Below are 20511 nucleotides of genomic sequence, written 5' to 3' on the forward strand. Positions count from 1 at the left end.
TCTCCTTTACCTATTTTTTAGGTCTATATTTTTAATAAGTGTAGCTCTACTTTCGGTGATACTTTTTCTCAACTCGCCAAGGCGGATTTAAACGGTTCTCTCCGGCCCAATAGAGTTTTATTTTGTTGCCACTAGGGTCAAATACTATTGCTTCGCGCCATAAATAAGACTGCTCGGTGGGTAATTGCGCTAACTCAATGCCTCTTAGCTGAATTTCTTTCACCCAGTCATCAAGTTGCTGATGTTCAAAATAGATGATGGCACCATGGGTATTATTTTCAGGCAGTTCAGCTTCAAGACTTAATGAAAAAGTTGCGCCGTCATCGGGGCAGGCAAAGCGTGCATAATGTGGTGTATCAACAATTTGTAAAAAACCTAAACGACGGTAGAAATCAGTGCTAATTTCCATCTCTCTTACTGGTAGGGTAACTTGATTTAAATTCATAAATATTCCTTTTTTTCACGTGTTAGTTGAGGATTAATCTACATGCCGTACGGATATAAGTGTTCATTATGATAAGTGGCGCTTTGTAAACTATCGCGTAATGTCTTCATTGCTTGGCCGTAGTGAAAAAGTGTATGTAAGCTGTAACCAATACGATGACGGATGCTGTTATCTCGACGGGCTAACGTCTCATCTTCTTGTTGGCTTGGCCCATTCATGGTATTGAGAATCTCTTCAACGTTTCTAATGATTAGGTGATCGGGAATAGCAATCAGTTTGTTATTCGAAAAAGCATTCATCCGTAATTCAGCTATAGGGTATGCGCCACTAATACCATTAACCACAGACACCAATAATACTGGCTTATGACCGATATCTTCCGCTTGCGCCATCATCAATAAGTTTTTCAATAACGGTGAAGCTGTGCCGCCCCATTCTGGGGTAATCACTATCAAGGCATCCATGGTTTGTAATTGGTTATTAATCTTTTGCCAATCACTATCTGTTTGTTGTTTGCTACTCGCTTCGCCATCCCACAGTGGTAATCGTTGTTTACATAATTCGATATGGCTAATATCACTAAATTGATTACTATTTTCTGCTAGGTATTTAGCAACTTTAACGCTCTGAGATTGTGTGCGTTGACTGGCACTGATAATAACTAAATTCATCACAATTCCTTCTTTGTCACTTTTTCATTTATTAAGTAAAGCTTTTCATTTGTTTAATAAGGTAAACCCTTTACTAAAGAAGATCAAGCATAATATAAATAAAAAACTTTACTAAACTTTGTGCTAAGCGGTGAATTTGTGCTAAAAATAGGTAATAATAGCGTTATAGCTAACTCTTCCCACGGAGATCTGATGAAGACTCATGAAAAAATAATTCAGTTGTTAAAGACCCAAGGGCCTTTAACGGCAAAGATATTAGCAAGTGAGTTGGGTCTTACCACCATGGGCGTTCGTCAACATGTACAAGGGTTAGAAGACTCTGGCGAAGTGACCTTTAAAGATGAAAAGGCTACTCGTGGTAGGCCGACTCGATATTGGTCGTTAACAGATAAAGGTAATAGCCGCTTTGCCGATCGCCATGATGAATTAACCGTGCAGTTATTGGACTCTGTGATCACTTTATTTGGCGATGACGGTATGGAAAAGTTGATCAGCCATCGAGAAGAAACTGCAATGGCAAACTATAGCTTAGCTCTTGCTGATCGCTTTGGCGTGGCAGAGAAGTTGCAAACATTGGCTAAACTTCGTAGTGATGAAGGTTATATGGCGACAGTAGAGCAGCATGACGGTATTTATTGGTTAATGGAAAACCATTGTCCTATTTGTGCTGCTGCGACTAAGTGTTTAAGTTTCTGCCGCTCAGAATTAACCATGTTTCAAACCTTAATGAGTGAAGTTGCCGAGGTGAGTCGTGAAGAACATATCATTGACGGAGCAAGACGCTGTGCTTATAAAGTAACGCCCACTTAACGTAGGCACTTATTTAACCTGAACTCTGGATGATGAGTTCTTGATATTTATGTAAAAACAATGGCTTAGGTGGCGATAAATGAAAACTTAGTGGCTATATACTCTATCAATGTTTCAATTTATTCGGTTATCAAGGCAAAACGTTTATGAATAACTGGTTATTTATCGACGTTTTAACGCTGAGAACCGGATAAAGGGGAATATTGAGCAAGTGCTGCTTATCCATAATTCAGGTTATTAAGTTAACACCACGCTGTTAATTTTCTACTTATTTATCTGCAGGGTAAATAATACCTTGCTGTTTTCTTGCTTGTTCTATCACAGTTAATACCTGCTTCGACAGCTGCCAGCTATTCACCGAAGATTCATGGTTACCACTTTCTATTAAATCGATAAAATGGCTAAGTTCGTAAGTCATTCTATTATCAGTTTGCGCTACTGTTAACGTTTGGCTACTACCGTTATTTAAATGCAAAGAAACTTCATTGAACAATGATGAGTGCTGCCACATTAAGTAACCATTTTCGCCCTGGATTTCGCAAACATTGCTGCCATTACTTAGTTTTGAGTAACTTATATGTACTTGTAAAGAGGCCTGGTTATTATCTGTCTCTGGCACATTGTAATTCAATAATAGATCGCCATAACCATCAACCCCGGTTGGTAATTTATAACTTTGGCCTATGATCTCTGCCGGAAAACCGAATAAATCTATTGCCAAATATAAGGGGTAAATACCGATATCCATTAAAGCACCATTGCCAAAATTTAAATTAAAGGTATTTGGATTTTCACCCCGTAAATAAGCAGGATACCTAGATGAAAATTGGCAAAATGATGCGCTATATTTTCGTATGTTACCAAGTGCTTTTAACTGTTTTTTTATTTGCTGATAGTTAGGCAGAAAAGTTACCAGCATTGCTTCCATAAAAGCAACCTTGTTTGCTTTAGCGGCGGCAACCATTTGCGCAAGCTCAGCACAGTTAATTGCCACTGGTTTTTCACAGAGTACATGTTTACCGCCATTAAGCATGGTAATACTTTGCTGTGCGTGAAAGTTGTTGGGTGAGGCGATATATACGGCATCAATAAGGCTGCTGTCTGCTAATAAGGCTAAATCAGTAAAACAATGTTCAATGTTATGCTTATTGGCAAAAGCTTGTGCCGTTGTTTGATGGCGAGAATAAACTGCCACTAAGTTAAAGCGAGGATCTTGCCTTGCAGCCTCAATAAAAGCGTCAGTGATTTTACTGGTACCGATAACGGCAAAATTAGTCATGTTAAAGCAGCCTTAAAAAATATATTTAGGGCTAAAAATTATTACATGCAGTGGTTGAAGAGTCTATCAAGTACCTTGATTTTTATTGACAAGGTCGCTTAACGATATTCTGCTCAGTGTTGGCTCTATATGCAGGTTCGATATTCTGGATCTAAATATAGAGCGCTAGGTCTTCACTCAGTCGCGGTATTTAGCTATTCTTTAACGTTATGCCGATTTCTTGGCTTCAATAATATGTATATCTTGTTGTGGGAAAGGAATGGTCACGTTGTCTTGTTCAAACGCTAAATATATCGCTTTATAAGCACTGTATTTTGCCGTGTATAAGTTTGTCGTCGGTATCCAGAGTCTTATGCCAATGGTGATAGCACTATCAGCAAAGTCATCAATACCTACTTGCATACGTACTTCGTCGGTATAAATATCAAGCTGCGCCAAAGTGCGCTCAACCAATGCAACAACATCGATGGGGTTATCTTGATAGGAGATGCCAACGGAGAGCTTCAGTAAGGTATCTTTTTTTGAATTAAGTACCACTTCACCAACAATATGCTTATTAGGGATGGTGATCTTAGCGCCATTCTCGTCTTCAATAATGGTAAAAGCCAAGAGCACTTCTTTAACAACCCCCGTTACGCCTAACACTTCAATGGTATCGCCAACAACAAAAGGGCGGACAATAATAATATTAAAACCGGCAGCATAGTTGGCTAATAAACCTTGTACAGCCAAACCGGCACCTAATGCCATAGCACCTATGGCTGCGATAAATGGCGTGACACTTATACCCACTTTACTTAACGCCATAATGGTTATCATCACCATGACCACCATTTTACTGGTGCTGGCGATAAAGTGACTTAAGGTTATATCGAGTTGTTGCTTTTTACAGAGACTAAGTATGCCTTTAGCCACTTTTCCGGCAATATAATAGCCCAATAACAAGATAAGCAAAGCGCCAACAAGCTGGAAGCTATAGTTGGTAAAAAAAGTAATGACTACTTGATATATATGTGAAACTTGCTCTATTTCAGTGCGTAATAATTCAGCGGGCATCTCGGCGGCTTCTTGGGCTTTTTGCGTTAAGGTGCTGGCGAGGGTTTCTGTATTATTTTTAACAGTCTCTGACATTTTATCTTCCATTAATAGATAACAAAGTTATTGAATTTTAAGGGGTGTCTGCTAAAAGCGATAACCTAGTTGCATCCGGAACAGCCGCCGATCACTAAAAGCGAGCTTGGTTGCATTGCTCTGTACTGCAAAGGTAGACAATGAACATAATAATAAACTTAGTAGCAGTAAGTTGTTAGCCATAAAGCTATGTTCGGTAAAGGGATATTGTTTTTGGTTGCTTTATACTTTTCTGCCTAAAATACACAGGCTTTATGCTTCACCGGCACTAGCTAAATCAGGTTTTGTAACATCAGCTAGTGCTCAATGATTTTCGGTTATCATTTAGTGATTGTTTGCTGAATGGTTAACGCTCATTAAGTAATGCTGTTAAACCGGCTATTTTCTCAGTAAGTGTTGTAACTTGTTGCTCTAAATCAGTCACTCTTTGGGCGAGGTGCGGTTCATCAGATGCCGGCGTTATCACAGTGTGAGTTACCATTGGCTGAGCAAAACTAGTCTCATCAACATCACTAAGTAAATGTAGGTAACGAGATTCGCGTTTTCCAGGCTCACGTTCGAGCTTTCTTACTAATGTTTTGCCGTTTAAGTCCTGTAATTGCATTAAGCACGATTCAACTTCACTGACATCAGCAAAGTCAGCCAAGCGATTGCTGCGGGTGCGTAATTCGCCTGGCGTTTGTGGTCCGCGAAGAAAGAGCACGCAAATAATAGCTCTTTGTTGGGGGGTAAACTTCAAATTACCAAATTCAGTATCGCAAAAACGATGAAAATATTTATTCACTCGGCCCGAGGCTTTTTGGTCGACCATTAACTGATTCATTTGTACCAGTTCATCTACCAAGTTTTGTACGTCACTGTCTGATAATGACATTACCGGTTCACGGTTACTTTTTTGATTGCAGGCAGTCGTAATAGCGTTTAACGACAGAGGGTATTGCTCGGGTGTGGTGGTTTCTTTTTCTAACATTACGCCGATAACGCGGCATTGCTCAGGGGAAAGAGTGATCATCGAGAAGGCATCCTAGTAGAAGTAACTAGTGATGTTATAGCAAGCTATATAAGCTATTACTATGTTATTCGGTGATTTAATTGGCTTTTTGATAGCAGTGGTCTTCGGTAAGTTATGTACTGAATATTCATATTTGAGACCTAACGATAAAAATAAAATTATGCTGTGTTAATTCGTATGGATATTAAGTGGTAGGTTAGCCGATAATCGCAAATAAGTATGACTTTATACTTTTATTGAAAGGGGAAATAATACTAGGGTCTGTTGATCTTTCAGGGTTAAAATTTATTCAATTTAAAACGGGCTTAATCGCGGCGCAAGCTTTGTATCATAGTTATTCTATTAAATAAGCGAGCAACAAGGAGTAAGTTCGCTTTAAATGAACCCAAAGGGCAGCACTTGTTTGAAATTTATACGGCGTTATCGCATGTTCATGTAGCCACACCACTTCACATGCTCTGCTCTGCCCTGCCTAAATATCAAACATGTTGCTGTAAAAGTAATCTCGAAAGATCAACAGACCCTAGAGTATCCCGCTTCTGACGGATTTATTTGTTGATTTGATGAAAAAGAAAGGGAGATATAGTCGTTAATAAGGTTAATTCCCTTTCTTTTTTTAGTTTGTAGGCTAATTTAAATAGCTTTTACATCAAGCCAATTTACCGCAAACATAGGTTTTTTGCCTTTGACTATCAAGGTATGATTGCCTTGAGGTAGTTGGATAGTAATGTTAGTAACCGTTTTCCAACCGCTGTCTCCGGATACTGATGGCGTTGCTACTTTTTGGTCGCCCAACCAAAGTTCAAACTCTTGTTCATCACCAGCATGATAAACCCTAGCATCAATGGTAAAGGTACCGCTATTGGCTACTTGTATTTGATATGCTGCTTCACTTTCACCTAAAGACGCAAATACCTTGTCATGCTTGGGCTCTTGTACTGAGTCTCTCACTTGCGCATTGTTAGCGTAAATAAACGCTTCCCCCTGAATTTTTACTGGCAAGTTATGCAACGTAGTAAAAGCACTATCAATAATATCGCTGCTTTGGCTTTCAGTTTTCCCGTTTAAAGCAACGACTGAATATCTCGCATTGTGAGTTAAGGGGGAGTTATCTACGAAGCTAGCTTTATCAATATTATTAGCAAGAGTTACCTTTTCATTGGTTATTGGATCTTGGCGATAAACTTTATAACCGGATAGAATTTTCTCATTGCTATTGTTCCAGCTTAAGGTCACTTGGTTTTTATTGGCCGATATTACTTTTAAGCCACTAGGCTTGTTAGGGTAGGCTGCATTTTGTTTGTGTTGTGCTTTGATTTTATTTTGAGCAATGCGTAATTGCTTTACAAACTTTTTACTACCGGTCTGTGAAGGTAATACTTTACCACCAGTATCAAGGACTAATCTAAATCCTTCTAGAGCACCTAAAAAGTCGCTACCAATGCTGCTACGCTCGCTTGAATGCCATGGGTACCAGTGCCAGCTCCCACCTCGAACTACATGGGTATTACAATCTGTTGTGGTTACAGCACTACCATCGGTTGGCGCATCGTTATAATTATCTACATAACAATCGGCTAAATACTCCATTACATTGCCAATCATATCGTGTACACCAAAGGGGTTTGCCTGATATAAACCAACCGTTGCTAATGTTGCCTCGTTATCACTGCAACTCTCAATATCACGTACGCTGGCACCCGTAAATATTTTTGCGGACATATCCGCGGCATACCAATCAGAGATATTGGCGTACTGGCATGATTTTCCTGAATCACGTTCTTCACCATAAAAGTGACGTGTTGCTGTACCAGCTCTTAAGGTGTATTCCCATTGAGCTTCTGTTGGAAGTCGATAATCGTTACCGGTTTTTTTTGATAACCACTTAGCGTAATCGGCAGCTGCTTTTTGAGGTAAACATACTACAGGGTGATTATCGCTAAAGTTATAAATTGTATCGTTCCAGCTCGCTAATTCTTGGTTCGGACCACCTAAGACATATTGATAACAGTTATTAGGCATTTCATAACCTGTATCAGCAATAAACTTTTTAAACTCGGCAACGGTTACTTCATATTTCCCCATTTGAAATGCGGGTACTGAGACTTTCCGCACGGGCCTTTCATTTTCTTGACCACGATCACTACCCATGTAAAAACTTCCTGCAGGGATACTTACCATAGGCGGCTCTATAAAAGATGAGTTTGTTGCCATTACGGTTGATGGTGAAATAGCCATAGTGAAGATAGCCAAAGTGAGTGAATTCAGTGCAATAGTTTTTGTCATAAATAGTCCCTATGTAAAAGTGCTAGCACCATAAGGAATTAAGTAGCAGTAGGTCTTATAAAAACTCTATAATCTACTGTGATAGATTTATTATAGATTCAACGCGTTGAATTTAATTGATAAATCTATTTCATTGTTTTTATATTTTTGTAAATAGTGAATGGTTCGAGTACTTATTAGATCAATAATGGTAGAAGATTCGCTTATTAATACTTATAAAAAAACCGCCAAGTAGCGGTTTTTTAGGTTGAAATTAAGGTTTTTTTATTCAATATTCGCAATCTGAATCTTGAGTGGTAAGCAAGTCTTATTTATTTAAAGGGCTTGTAGGTGATTTGTTGATTTATATTTGTTGATTAGTAACCTATTCAGTAACCACTTGGAGAGGGTGAGACTAATATACGTTCGGTGTATATGAATACATTAGTCATCTACTGCTCTTTAGGTCTTCTTACAGCTAACAAGCAGGTTTTCAATAATAAACATACATCAATGGGCTTGGCTCAAGCCGCAAAGCGTTCTTAATTATTAGAACAATACCTCTACTCTTATGTCGACTATCTTCAAGGATAGCTGACGTTAGCAGCATTTATCTATCTAGTTAACGCCACCTGAGCAAGAGAGTAGCAACTACCACTATTACCATACTGTAGAATAAAAAGATGACTTCGAGTCTAATAGCCTTGCTTCAGCTGATGTTAATAATGATTAACGTTAACAGGCGTTCTACTTTTCATCGTGAATAGACATAAGTACATTATTTCTATCTTGCTAATAAGATGGTCCGCCTCCCCTAATCTACACTTAGAGCAGATTAATAAATGAGGAGAATCATCATGTCTACTATTCACATTCTTGGAATCGATATAGGACAATCTACCTTTCACCTGGTTGGCCGCCCTCAAATCGGCACAGAAAGATTATAGTAGTATCACCTAAATGGTGTCTTTTCAATTTTAAACAGGTGCTTTAAAAGAAAAATTAAATATTTGATAATTAATGTATTTATTTTAAAATAGAACCCGATCACATAAGTCAGCTTATATAGAAGGATATACATAAAAGACTTACATGAATCAATAATGCCCAAGAAACATGACCTATCAATATAACCTTGCTTTTAACCTAAAGGGTCAATATTTATTAAGTTAAAGAAGCAAATTTCTATTACAATTTTTTAACGGTCACCGGTAAACTGCCTTTCGCGATAATTTTACCAGTAATCACTTTAGCTAAAGCGCTTAACGCCGGGCTGTCAAAATTGCCGGTTTCAGGATTTCTATGGGTATTGTAGGCATAGGTTGCTAATGATACATCAGCAACTTGGCTAAATTCTGCTATTTCATAAGGTGTTCTTAAACTAACAAAAATAACCTTTTTGTTGAGCTTTTTTCCTTGCGCAAGCAAATCATAGACAACTTCCGGACCAATAATATCTTTACTCAATTGATTATTACTGACTAAGTCATCCATGCCACCCATTTCAGCAGCGCTTTGGCGCGGGGCTATATGTGCGCCAAGTATTACATCCGCTTTAGTTATCGCTTTTTGCGTCTCAAGGGCATTATAACTTTGCATACTGGTACAGCTGACTGCGTGATTAGCGCCTAATTCAGTTTTTATAGCACTGACTAGCGCTAAACACTTAGTTTTATCTGGCATGAGCAAATGAATGCTTTCATTGGCATTTATTGGTAAAATTTTGCGCTTTTGACTGACCAGTGTCAGTGCATCTTCGGCCAGTTGTCTTTCTATCGCTTTATTCTCAGGTGTTGCTAAAATATTTTTTGCTTTCGCTATTTCTTGGCCTAGATCTTTACTGAAAGCCTGATTTAATTTGTAGTCAGTTTTTAATTTTTGTATGCGCTCAAATGAACGAGATATTTCTGCACGCTTTAGCTCTCCCGAATTTACCGCTGCAACAATTGAGTCAATCAAGTCAGATAAGTTATTCAAATCTTTTGGTGTACGAATTTTAATTGGCATCAAGGCAATATCAGCGCCGGCCTTAAAGCTATTTATAACCGCATCATGCTCAGTAAAAAAATGTCGAATGCCAGCCATATCCATAGCATCGGTAATAACAACACCTTCAAAAGCCAATTCATCGCGTAAAATGTCGGTAAGTATCGTCCGTGACATAGTCGCCGGTTTGATCATTTCTTTGCCGTCGATTGAAATAAAGGTACTGTTATCTAATGTTGGATATTGAATATGAGCCGTCATGATCATGCCCGGGGGTTGGTTTTTTATAATTTGCTTAAACGGGCCGATATCCATGCTATAAATAGTGTCAATATCATGGTTTACCTGAGGCAAACCGGTATGACTATCCGTGGCCGTATCACCATGACCAGGGAAATGTTTTAGTGTACCTATAATACCCTGTTGCTGGAATGCGGCTAATTGTACTTGCCCTAACTCGGCAACAATCTCAGGATCTTCGCCAAATGAACGCACATTAATAACCGGGTTTTTTGGGTTAGCATTGACATCAACTGTTGGCGCATGATTTACATTAATGCCAAGTGCATTTAATTCGCTACCAATCACCCGTGCACTTTCTCGCGCATAATAACTGCCGTGTTTTTGGTAAGTTGCTCCGATAGACATATTGCCGGTAAAAGCGATGGTTTCGGCCCTTGAGGTCCTAAATACTCGTCCACCTTCCTGATCGATGGAAATAAGCAAAGGCGAGCTAAAATCGGATCTTGCCGCCGCCTGTTGTAAATCATAATTGAGTTTTATCGTTTGTTCAGTACTGACTAAGTTATCGGAAAATAAGATTATACCGCCAATATTACTGTTACTAATGACCTTCGCTATAGATTCAGGAAGTTGCGTCAGCGGTGTTCGGCAATAGACTTCACTGGTTTCTTCTTCACAGTAATAGCGTATATCAATCATGATTTTTTGTGCTATTTCAGTTCTAAGTTTTTTTTCTTCAATGCTTGTTTGACTACAAGCCGTTGTTAACATTGTCAGTCCTGCGGCTAATATGGCAGAACGAATTGATTTTATTTTCATAGATTTTCCTATAGGCCATAGTTGGCTATTCTTCATCGGAACTGAATAAGATGAATGAGGTGAATATTAGTTAATAATTACTGAATTCGTTTACTTAGTCTCTGTATTGATCCCGTATATTGAGTATGTTCATGAGCATGAGCAAAAACTTGATAGCGCCTTTCTTAAGAGGTTTATTTACTCAGCAGTTGACGGTATAATAATAAATAATTCACCAGATTGCATTATATTAAATTAATTATTCCACCATGAATAAAAAAAACTAACACGTCACTGTTAGTTTTTTAAGCCTGCTATATTCATGCACTTTTTCTATCTTTGTTTAAGTTTGGCAACAGCGGCATTCGTTTTTTCTAATAACTTGCGTTTTTCAGCAGAGCCCTGAGTTAAGGCTATAAATAACATATCAATCACATATTCTTGAGAGGTCCTTGCCAAAATAGAAGATAAACGAACAGAATCTCGTTCTGCGACTGAGAAAAGTCTGACATCGGCATGAATAGAAACGGGATTATCGCCATACTTGGTTAGCGAGATAATTTTACATTTATTTTTTTTAGCCTGTAAACATATCTCTTTTACCTCATGGGTTTCGCCCGATTCACTAATAACAAAGACCAGATCTTCTTTGGTAAAATTTGCGACATTGGCCAATTGTACATGGGTATCATGGTCTGCAATGCAAAATAGGCCTATTTTTTGTAATTTATAACTGAAATCTTTACATACCAACGCTGAACCACCTACGCCACTGATTAAGATGCGTTTAGCCTTATCTATTAACTGCAGCGCCTTATTAAAAAATTCCGCGCCATTAATACTTTTAGTTTCGGCGAGTACAGAAACTTTGCTTAAATATAACTTTTCTGAAAGTGCATAAATATCGTCCGTTAAAGTGATTTCGCCATGGATCTGAGTTGCACTATCTTCGTCATTTAACGCATCGATAATCGCTAACTTAAAAGTAGGGTAACCTTTATAGCCTAGTTTTTGCGTAAACTTGACCACACTCGACTGACTGACTGATACCGCATCAGCAAGCCCTTGTGAAGAAAGTTGACGGATATCAGCAGCGAAGTTGAGGGTATAGTCTGCTAATTTTTTTTCATTGAGTGATAAAGATTTATACAGCGCTTTGATTTTTACAAATGTAGTCATAATGATTCTGTTAACTTCAAATTAATTATTATTCTCACTAACTTTAACTTTTATGAATAAAAAATTCAACGACGATTAGTGAGATATCACTTTGTTTTGACTAAAGCTCTGTCGGCTATTATTTAATCACAACCGGTGTAAATAAAATAAATACACCACAGAAAACACCGAAGTTTGGCTACTGCCAGAAGCGATACATACAAAAAAACCGCATAAATGCCGGGCTCTTTTCATCTGAGTACTGGTGTTAGTTTAACTTAGTAATATAGCTTTACGGTAACGCCTAACATGATACGACGACCATACTGATGATCTTGATAAACCATATCTTCATCACCGTCATAATTCCAGTTTTGCTCTGCATCTGTCAGGTTAATAGCCTGCAGGGTGAACGTGGTAATGTCATTCAAGTTATAGGCTAATGTTGCATCGTACTGGCCAAATCCACCTTTAATTTTGTTACCATACTTAACACTTTCGCTATATTCATCTCTTTTCCCGGTTAATTGTTGTGCCTTAAAGGGTCCAATAAAATTAAAACCCCGTGACCTTCTATTTATAAATTTACCCGCATGGCCAGCTGGTAATTATTAAGCATCTTAATTTCAAAACAATCACAACACAAGATAGATTATTTCATAAACATCAATCGACTGGAATTTAAAATTCAATGGTATGTTAAAACTATTACTTATCAAACATATAAATTGGTTGTGCTTTGTAATAGAAACACATTAGGACACAAAAAGTCATAATTTCATTGGCCTTTATCCACTAATAATTATCAATAAACTAAAAAATAATAAATTATTCCTTGAATTTACCTTCGTAAGAATGTTTAATTACGCCAGATGAAAATTTAAAGAAGATTAATCGTTATGAATACGACATATACTTGGCTAGATTGGTCCGTTTTTGCAGCCTACTTTGCCTTATTAGTTTGGATTACTTGGTATTTTAGTAGAGAGAAGGCAAACAATACTCAGGATTATTTTCTTGGCGGTAATAAAATGCCAATCTGGGTGGTCGCCATTTCAGTATTAGCAACATCACAATCAGCCGCGACTTTTTTAGGTGGTCCAGATCAAGGTTACCAAAATGACTTAACGTATTTAGCCACTAGCTTAGGCGCTTTTATCGCCGCTTTTTTTGTGGCAATATTTTTGATCCCTAAATTTTATAAAAACAATGTTTCTACTGTATATGAGCTGTTAGAGCAAAGGTTTGGTGCACAGGCAAAACGTCAGGCCGGTTTAATGTATTTAATGGGCCGTGTTTTTGCCAGTGGTGCCCGTTTGTATATGGCAGCCTTAGCCGTGGCTATGATTTTATTTGGTAATATTGAAGCGTCAAGTGTCGTTATTGGTATCCTTATCTTAACGGTTGTTGGCTTAGGGTATTCAGTAAAAGGGGGGATACGTGCGGTAATTTACAGCGATGCCATACAGTGCGCAGTCTACATTACTGCCGCACTTTTTGTCGTCTATTTCTTATATTCAGCCATCCCGGCAGACTTTGGCCAAATAATAGATGCGCTCAACAATCCTCATGATAGAGAACTTTCTAAACTAACAGTTTTTAACTTTAATGTTGATTTTACCTCTGCGGGAGTTTTTAACATTTGGTCGGCATTAACAGGCTTTGTGTTATTAAATATTGCCGCATTTGGCTTAGACCAAGATATGACACAAAGAGTACTAACCTGTAAAAATGCCAAAGAAGGCTCAAAGGCTATGATCTGGTCTGTGGTTATGGTAGTCCCAGTGATGGCGTTATTTATTGCTATCGGTCTTTTATTATATGTTTTTTATCAGCGTCCTGATCTTATGGCTACTGATGCCATTGGCTTGGTACAATCATTTGAAGGTGAAAAAATCACGGTATTCATGTCCTATATCCTTAATGAAATCCCATCAGGAGTACGAGGATTAGTAACCGTTGGCGTGATTGCTGCCGCGTTATCAACACTGAATTCAGGTTTAAATTCTATGTCTTCGGTATTGGTACAAGACATTTACCGCCCTTGGCATGAAAGTAAAAATAAAGGTACCGACCCTAGCCATTATGTTAAAGCGGGTCAGGCTGGTATGGCATTGGCGGCATTAGCGTTATCAGGCATGGCGATACTTTGTTTCTACTGGCAACAATATACCGATATGCCATTACTTGCCTTTGCTCTGAGTGTTATGGTTTTCTCTTACAGTGGTTTATTAGGGGTCTATTTCACCGTATTATTTACCAATAGAGGTAATAAACATTCGGTACTGTCGGCACTGATAGTGGGCTTTACTAGCACGCTATTATTCCAACCTTATATATTAACGGGTCTAGCAAACCTATTTGCAGCGCCTGACTTAGCTAAGATTAACTTAGGTTTTACCTGGCAGCTTTGCATAGGCACGCTAGCAGCCTTTATCACTTGTTGTTTAGGGCATAAACTGCCTGTTTCTGAAATTGAGAGTAAACAATGCGTAGCATAATCGTTATTGATGCCGGTGCCAGTAAAACGCTGATCAGCCTTTACAATATACTCAGCCCAGAGCGGTTCAAGGCTGAGTACGCCAATGCTAAAGAGCTCAATCCTGAAGAGATAAAGCCCAACTTTCATTGTCACACTGAACGCGCTTCTTTAACCAATGATTTGCAAGGTGCAATAAACACAATCAAAGGCGCTATTTGTTTATGCTTAGAACATACTGGCAGTAACAAGCTTATGATCAGCATAGGCATAGCTGGCGCTGGCAATAAAAATAATTGCCAACAATTATCAAGTCAGTTAGTTGAGGCCTTTGAACTCGAAAACAAGCAACTGCTGATAAATTCTGACGCTAAAACGTCAGTCCATGGTGCTTTATTTGGCAAAGCCAACATTTGCATTGCTTTAGGCACAGGCTCAGTGGCGATGAAATTAGCTGCTGATGGTAGTGAACAATTATTTGGTGGCTGGGGGTTTTTAATTGGCGATCACGGTGGTGCTGCTTGCTTAGGTAAAGTTGCCGTACAACATCTAATCAATCAAATAGATAATCATGGCCGAGCTAAAAGCTTGTTAGCTCGAGCTGTTAGCAAAAAAACAGGCAATAACCGACCGCTGATATTAAACTGGCTTAATACCGCCACTGCCTATAATTTTGGTCAGCTTGCACCGTTAGTTACCGAGTTACAGAAAAAATGTCCTAAAGCCAAATCAGCTTTTGCGCAACATATAACATCGGTTGAACAGTTAATACAAACCGCACAAGGACAAACAAACCTGCCTGTCACGGTGATAGGAGGTCTGGCTAGTGTGACTACAAGTCATTTAAGTAGCCAAATACGAAATCAAATAGTTCCGGCTCAAGGTACCTCATTAGATGGTGCTTTGTTATTAGCCTTAGCCGCCCTTTAAAATATAAATATATATCTACAAGAGAATAGAAAATGACCACAGATACAGCAGGTAAATTAGATAAAGAAGCCAAAATACTAGCCCAGTTAGCAACAATGGTTTCTGAAGGCCGCAATCCTGATACTTTAGATATTGATGTATTAGATACCCAAAGTGTACTTACTAAGATAAATAACGAAGACAAGAAAGTTGCCCATGCCGTTGAAGCCGTAATTCCAGAAATCTGCAAAGTCGTTGATGCTATCGTTTTAGCGTTTAAAAATGGTGGCAGACTTATTTATATGGGTGCTGGTACCAGTGGCCGTCTTGGCATTTTAGATGCCGTTGAATGTCCGCCCACATTTTCAGTTTCTGACAAAATGGTTGTTGGTCTTATTGCTGGTGGTGAAAATGCCATTTATAAAGCCGTAGAAGGTGCTGAAGACAATGAAGGTTTTGGCGTTTCTGACCTTAAAGAAGCTAATTTAACAGCCGATGATGTAGTGATTGGCATCGCGGCTGGTGGCCGAACTCCTTATGTTATTGGAGGTCTTAATTACGCCAATGAACTTGGCTGTACCACCGCGAGTGTAACCTGTAATCCGGGGGCAATTATTTCACAAATCGCTGATATTGCCATTTGTGCTGTGGTCGGCCCTGAGGCACTAACAGGCTCAACCCGAATGAAGTCAGGTACGGCACAAAAGTTAATTTTAAACATGCTATCTACTGCCAGTATGATCCACTCCGGTAAAATTTATCAAAATCTCATGGTTGATGTAAGTGCTAGTAATGAAAAACTCTATGCCCGCGCCAGCAAAATTGTTATGCAGGCAACAAACTGCCAGCACCACGTTGCCAAAAGATCACTAGAGCAAGCCAACTATCATGCCAAGCTAGCGATTTTAATGATATTAACAGGTAAAGATGCACAAACTGCTCAGCAGCTATTGGATAACAACAGTGGATTTTTACGTCAAGCTATTGCTTAAAATTGACCATACAGGGAAATTAACATGATTTTTTTCAAAATTATTTTTGTGTCTGTAGTGCTGTTATTAAGTGCGTGTGTGCAAACTAACCAGCCTAGTGGACAAGTGAGTAATAGCATAAGTTCTAGCTTAGACTCAACTCTAGTTATGGGCGCACAACAATCGGATTTATATCTACAGCAATTACAAGGCAAACGCCTTGGCCTTGTAATTAATCAAACCTCTATGGTCAATGACCAACATTTAGTCGACTTTTTATTAGCGCAGGGTCTTAAAGTTAATAAAATTTTTGCACCTGAACATGGTTTTAGAGGCGATCATGATGCTGGCGCTAAGGTCGATTCCAGTGTTGATGGCAAAACAGGCATTTCAATTATCTCAATCTATGGTAAAAATAAAAAACCATCGGCAGAGGTACTTAATGATGTCGATGTATTGATTTTTGATATTCAAGATGTCGGCTTACGTTATTACACTTATATCAGCTCGATGCATTATATGATGGAAGCCGCCGCTGAGTATGATAAAGAATTTATTATTTTTGACCGCCCTAATCCCAATGGTTTTACCGTAGACGGGCCGGTACTTGATCTCAAGTTTCAGTCTTTTGTTGGTATGCATCAAATTCCCCTTATGCACGGTATGACCGTAGGTGAATTGGCCAAAATGATCAATGGCGAAGGCTGGTTAAAAAATTCGGTAAAAGTGAATTTAACCGTTATTCCCGTAGACAACTATGATCGCCATATGAATTATTCTTTACCGGTAAAACCTAGCCCGAACCTGCCAAATGATGTATCAATTGCTTTATATGCTTCTTTGACCTTTTTTGAAGGTACGCCAGTGAGCATAGGCAGAGGCACTGACTTTCCTTTTCAAGTTATTGGCTTTGATAAATTTGGCTTAGGTGATTTTAGCTTTACGCCAAGAGCTATTAAGGGGGCTTCGATGAACCCTAAGCTAAAAGACAAGTTAGCTAAAGGCGTTGATTTAAGACAATCGTCAATGCGTGGCGTTAATCTAGATCACTTGGTTAACTGGCATCAATTATTTGTTGAACACGATGAGGAGTTTTTTACCCTAGCCCCATTTTTCGACAAACTTGCCGGTACCGACAAATTGCGTAAACAAATTATTTCAGGGTTAAGCAGTGTTGAGATTCGCAGCAGCTGGCAAAGCGAGTTAAATGCTTTTTTACAACAGCGTCAACAATACCTGCTTTATCCGTAACCTTTTCAAGTTCATCTACCCCTTACAGATTGAACTTACCGACAAGGACGTCAATTTTATTCCAATGCAGATTTGTATAGATGATAAGCTCATGCTGTTATTTATCGGAAATATTTTCACAAAAATGCTAGCTACCGAGCCTGTAAATTATAAAGTTACCAGTGAGTAAACCATGCCTGCCAATTTATTTGCCGATTTTTTTAATAAGTTAAGTCTTTTTTTAAGTCCAGATGAAATTATCACGTCTTATACTAAACGTTATGCCTTTGGTACTGATGCCAGTTTTTATCGCTTAGTGCCCAAACTGATCTTACAGCTAAAGAATAAAGAGCAATTAAAAGAAGTTTTACAACTAGCAAGTACTCATCAGGTGCCTGTCACCTTTAGGGCTGCGGGTACTAGTTTATCCGGGCAAGCGATTACCGACTCAGTATTAATCACTTTATCTAATGACTGGCAGGCCTTTGAAATACATGATCTTGGTAAGAAAATCACCCTACAACCCGGCATCATAGGCGCTAAAGCTAACCAGCTATTAAAACCCTATCAGAAAAAAATAGGCCCAGATCCAGCCTCTATCGACAGCTGTAAAATTGGCGGAATTGCTGCCAATAATGCCTCGGGTATGTGTTGTGGCGTTAAGCAAAACAGTTATCATACTCTGTCTGACATGACTATTATCTTTGCTGATGGGAGCGAATTAAATACTGCCGACAAGCTTAGTTGCGCTGCTTTTTTAAAGCACAAAACAATCATGGTTGAGCAAATTAATAAGCTGTTAAAGCAAGTGAAACAAGACCCTGAATTATCTGAACTTATTGAACATAAATACCGCCTAAAAAACACCTGTGGTTATGGACTCAATGCCTTAATAGATTTTGAACACCCCATTGACGTGATCAAACATTTAATCATCGGCTCAGAGGGCACCTTAGGTTTTATCGCCGATATAACTTATCACACGGTGGATGACCACCCCTATAAATTTACCGGATTTTATGTTTTTGAAGAGCTAAGTACCGCCTGTAACTTAGTGACTAAGTTGGCAAATCTTGATGTAACTGCGGTTGAATTACTTGATTATCGCGCACTAAAAAGTGTTGCTGATCATCCGTTAATGCATGCATGCATTCCTAACTTAACTGAAAATTCAGCAGCCTTATTAATTGAACTACAAGCGGCAGATCAAACACAGTTAGCTAAAATAAAACAAGCCGTTGAACAACAACTACACCCTATAGAACAACTTATAAATTATCAGGTAGTGTTCACTGACAAAGCCGAGATCAGCAGCCAACTTTGGCAGATCAGAAAAGGTACTTTCCCAGCGGTAGGCGCCGTACGTGAAACCGGCACCACAGTGATCATAGAAGATGTCGCCTTTCCTATTGAAAAATTAGCGGAAGGTGTCAATGAACTACAGCGTTTATTTGTTAAATATGATTACATTGAAGCGATTATATTTGGTCACGCTTTGGATGGTAATTTACATTTTGTTTTTACCCAGTCCTTTAATGAACAGCGTGAAATAGACCGCTACAGTGCCTTTATGGAAGAGGTTGCCCAACTGGTTGCCGTGCGCTTTAAGGGCTCATTAAAAGCTGAACATGGCACTGGCCGTAATATGGCCCCCTATGTAAAACTTGAATGGGGCGATAAAGCTTATGCCTTAATGCAAGACATCAAAAAGATCTTTGACCCGAATAATATTTTAAATCCTGGTGTGATATTAAATGATAACCCGCATGTACATCTGGAAAATTTAAAGACCTTACCCGCTGCCAATACCATTATAGATAAGTGCATTGAATGTGGCTTTTGTGAGACTGTTTGCCCCTCTAATGGTTATACGCTAACGCCCAGACAGCGTATTACTGTTTGGCGTAGAATTACCGAATTAGCGTTGGCAATTAACAACAGTGAACAAGACGTTCCGGCACATGAAGCCGAATACCAACTGCTATTGCAAGATTATCAACATATGGGGATAGATAGCTGTGCCGCCACCGGATTATGTGGTTTAAAATGTCCGGTAGGCATCAATACCGGTGAATTTATCAAAGCACTTAGAGCGGAAAAACTTGATACACAGCCTATCGCCAAAAAGATAGCGCAAATAACTGCCAATAATATTGGAACAGTTTTAACTGCTGCCAAGCTGGGTATGTCTGCAATTTCTGCCGTTAATGGGATATTCTCAGCGCCGGTGGTTGAATCTGGCTTTAAAATGTTAAACAAAATATCAGCTAAGCGCATTCCATTATATTATCCGGCCTGGCCTAAAGGCGCTAAAGCGTTACTCAAAACCCAGCAAAAATTTTCAATTCTTGATAACACTAAAAAGGTAATTTATCTGCCCAGTTGTGGTGGCAGGGTCTTTGCCCAAGATACAAACGCCAAAGATCAACGTGATTTAAACCAGGTTATTTTAGCTATTTTGGCAAAAGCTGGCTTTGAAGCAATTATTCCTACCGGCGCCAGCCAACTATGCTGTGGTATGCCTTGGTCAAGTAAAGGCGATCAACAAACCGCAGACCAAAAATCCAAGCAGCTTATTGAGCATATATTGCCCTTCACAGAGCAAGGCAGCATTCCGGTAATTATGGATGCTAGCCCCTGTGCTTTAACGTTAAATCAATTTGATAACCAACAAGTTATTTATGAGTCAGTTGAATTTATCGCCCAATTTGCGCTTGATAAATTAACAATTACTGCACAAGCAGAGCCAATCACAGTGCATATTACCTGTAGCAGCAAAAGACAAAAAACTGAAAATAGCTTATTAACCATTGCTCATGCTTGTAGTGAAGAGGTGATAGTGCCTAGTGATATTCATTGTTGTGGTTTTGCTGGCGACAAAGGTTTTGTCTTACCTGAGCTTAACGAAAATGCGCTTAAATCATTAAAACAACAGGTCAGTGGCGAGTGTAGTGAAGGTTTTTCAACGAGTAGAACTTGTGAAATAGGCTTGAGCAAAGCCACTGATATCCCCTATCAATCTATCGTTTATTTATTAGATCGTGTTAGTCATTAACATTAAGTTCAAATAGACAGCTCGCGCTGTGATGTGAAAATCACAGCGCTACAAAATATTCAGATAGTA

General features: G+C 38.8%; 15 protein-coding genes. 6 read left to right on the forward strand and 9 right to left on the reverse strand.

What is annotated here, in order from left to right; genetic code table 11:
* Positions 1 to 46 precede the first annotated feature (46 nt).
* Together F580_RS0120440 and F580_RS0120445 are read right to left on the reverse strand one after the other, a co-directional pair.
* Complete coding sequence (locus F580_RS0120440; protein WP_019029623.1) at positions 47 to 445, reverse strand: VOC family protein; 399 nt, start codon at positions 443 to 445, stop codon at positions 47 to 49.
* Positions 446 to 483: 38 nt separating this feature from the next.
* Positions 484 to 1116 (reverse strand): NAD(P)H-dependent oxidoreductase, encoded by a 633-nt coding sequence (locus tag F580_RS0120445; protein WP_019029624.1) that lies wholly within the window; start codon positions 1114 to 1116, stop codon positions 484 to 486.
* 192 nt (positions 1117 to 1308) lie between these two features.
* Here F580_RS0120445 and F580_RS0120450 point away from each other — a divergent pair, with 192 nt between their 5' ends.
* On the forward strand, positions 1309 to 1926 hold the full coding sequence (locus F580_RS0120450; RefSeq protein ID WP_019029625.1) for a helix-turn-helix transcriptional regulator: 618 nt from the start codon (positions 1309 to 1311) through the stop codon (positions 1924 to 1926).
* 268 nt (positions 1927 to 2194) lie between these two features.
* On the opposite strand, the gene F580_RS0120455 is transcribed toward F580_RS0120450, so the two are convergent.
* The 7 genes from F580_RS0120455 to F580_RS27250 form a co-directional block, all read right to left on the reverse strand.
* Complete coding sequence (locus tag F580_RS0120455) at positions 2195 to 3205, reverse strand: Gfo/Idh/MocA family protein (protein WP_019029626.1); 1011 nt, start codon at positions 3203 to 3205, stop codon at positions 2195 to 2197.
* A 207-nt stretch (positions 3206 to 3412) separates the two neighbouring features.
* Positions 3413 to 4336 (reverse strand): mechanosensitive ion channel family protein, encoded by a 924-nt coding sequence (locus tag F580_RS0120460; RefSeq protein ID WP_019029627.1) that lies wholly within the window; start codon positions 4334 to 4336, stop codon positions 3413 to 3415.
* Between the two features lie 346 nt (positions 4337 to 4682).
* Positions 4683 to 5348, reverse strand: coding sequence for a YceH family protein (locus tag F580_RS0120465; protein ID WP_019029628.1), 666 nt, complete (start codon positions 5346 to 5348; stop codon positions 4683 to 4685).
* Between the two features lie 633 nt (positions 5349 to 5981).
* On the reverse strand, positions 5982 to 7634 hold the full coding sequence (locus F580_RS25725) for an SUMF1/EgtB/PvdO family nonheme iron enzyme (RefSeq protein ID WP_019029629.1): 1653 nt from the start codon (positions 7632 to 7634) through the stop codon (positions 5982 to 5984).
* A 1167-nt stretch (positions 7635 to 8801) separates the two neighbouring features.
* Positions 8802 to 10661 (reverse strand): glycoside hydrolase family 3 N-terminal domain-containing protein, encoded by a 1860-nt coding sequence (locus F580_RS0120475; protein ID WP_019029630.1) that lies wholly within the window; start codon positions 10659 to 10661, stop codon positions 8802 to 8804.
* 312 nt (positions 10662 to 10973) lie between these two features.
* Positions 10974 to 11819 carry an SIS domain-containing protein gene (locus tag F580_RS0120480; RefSeq protein ID WP_019029631.1) on the reverse strand — a complete coding sequence of 282 codons (846 nt, stop codon included), beginning with the start codon at positions 11817 to 11819 and terminating at the stop codon, positions 10974 to 10976.
* 257 nt (positions 11820 to 12076) lie between these two features.
* The gene (locus F580_RS27250; RefSeq protein WP_019029632.1) at positions 12077 to 12229 is read right to left on the reverse strand and encodes a hypothetical protein; all 153 of its coding nucleotides are present in this window, start codon (positions 12227 to 12229) and stop codon (positions 12077 to 12079) included.
* Between the two features lie 468 nt (positions 12230 to 12697).
* On the opposite strand from F580_RS27250, the gene F580_RS0120490 reads away from it, so the two are divergent.
* The 5 genes from F580_RS0120490 to F580_RS0120510 all read left to right on the forward strand — a co-directional run bounded on the left by F580_RS0120490 (position 12698) and on the right by F580_RS0120510 (position 20442).
* Positions 12698 to 14299 carry a sodium:solute symporter gene (locus F580_RS0120490; RefSeq protein ID WP_019029633.1) on the forward strand — a complete coding sequence of 534 codons (1602 nt, stop codon included), beginning with the start codon at positions 12698 to 12700 and terminating at the stop codon, positions 14297 to 14299.
* Positions 14287 to 15207, forward strand: a complete 921-nt coding sequence (locus tag F580_RS25095; RefSeq protein WP_019029634.1) for a glucosamine kinase nucleotide-binding domain-containing protein — start codon at positions 14287 to 14289, stop codon at positions 15205 to 15207. The genes F580_RS0120490 and F580_RS25095 overlap by 13 nt, the downstream gene beginning before the upstream one ends.
* A gap of 32 nt (positions 15208 to 15239) precedes the next feature.
* Entirely contained in the window at positions 15240 to 16178 is a 939-nt protein-coding gene (gene murQ, locus F580_RS0120500; protein WP_019029635.1) for an N-acetylmuramic acid 6-phosphate etherase, read from the forward strand.
* Between the two features lie 24 nt (positions 16179 to 16202).
* Positions 16203 to 17408 (forward strand): exo-beta-N-acetylmuramidase NamZ family protein, encoded by a 1206-nt coding sequence (locus tag F580_RS0120505; RefSeq protein ID WP_019029636.1) that lies wholly within the window; start codon positions 16203 to 16205, stop codon positions 17406 to 17408.
* Positions 17409 to 17580: 172 nt separating this feature from the next.
* Positions 17581 to 20442, forward strand: a complete 2862-nt coding sequence (locus tag F580_RS0120510; RefSeq protein WP_019029637.1) for an FAD-binding and (Fe-S)-binding domain-containing protein — start codon at positions 17581 to 17583, stop codon at positions 20440 to 20442.
* Positions 20443 to 20511: the final 69 nt, after the last annotated feature.

The sequence above is a fragment of the Colwellia piezophila ATCC BAA-637 genome, assembly GCF_000378625.1.
GTDB classification, from domain to species: Bacteria; Pseudomonadota; Gammaproteobacteria; order Enterobacterales; family Alteromonadaceae; genus Colwellia; species Colwellia piezophila.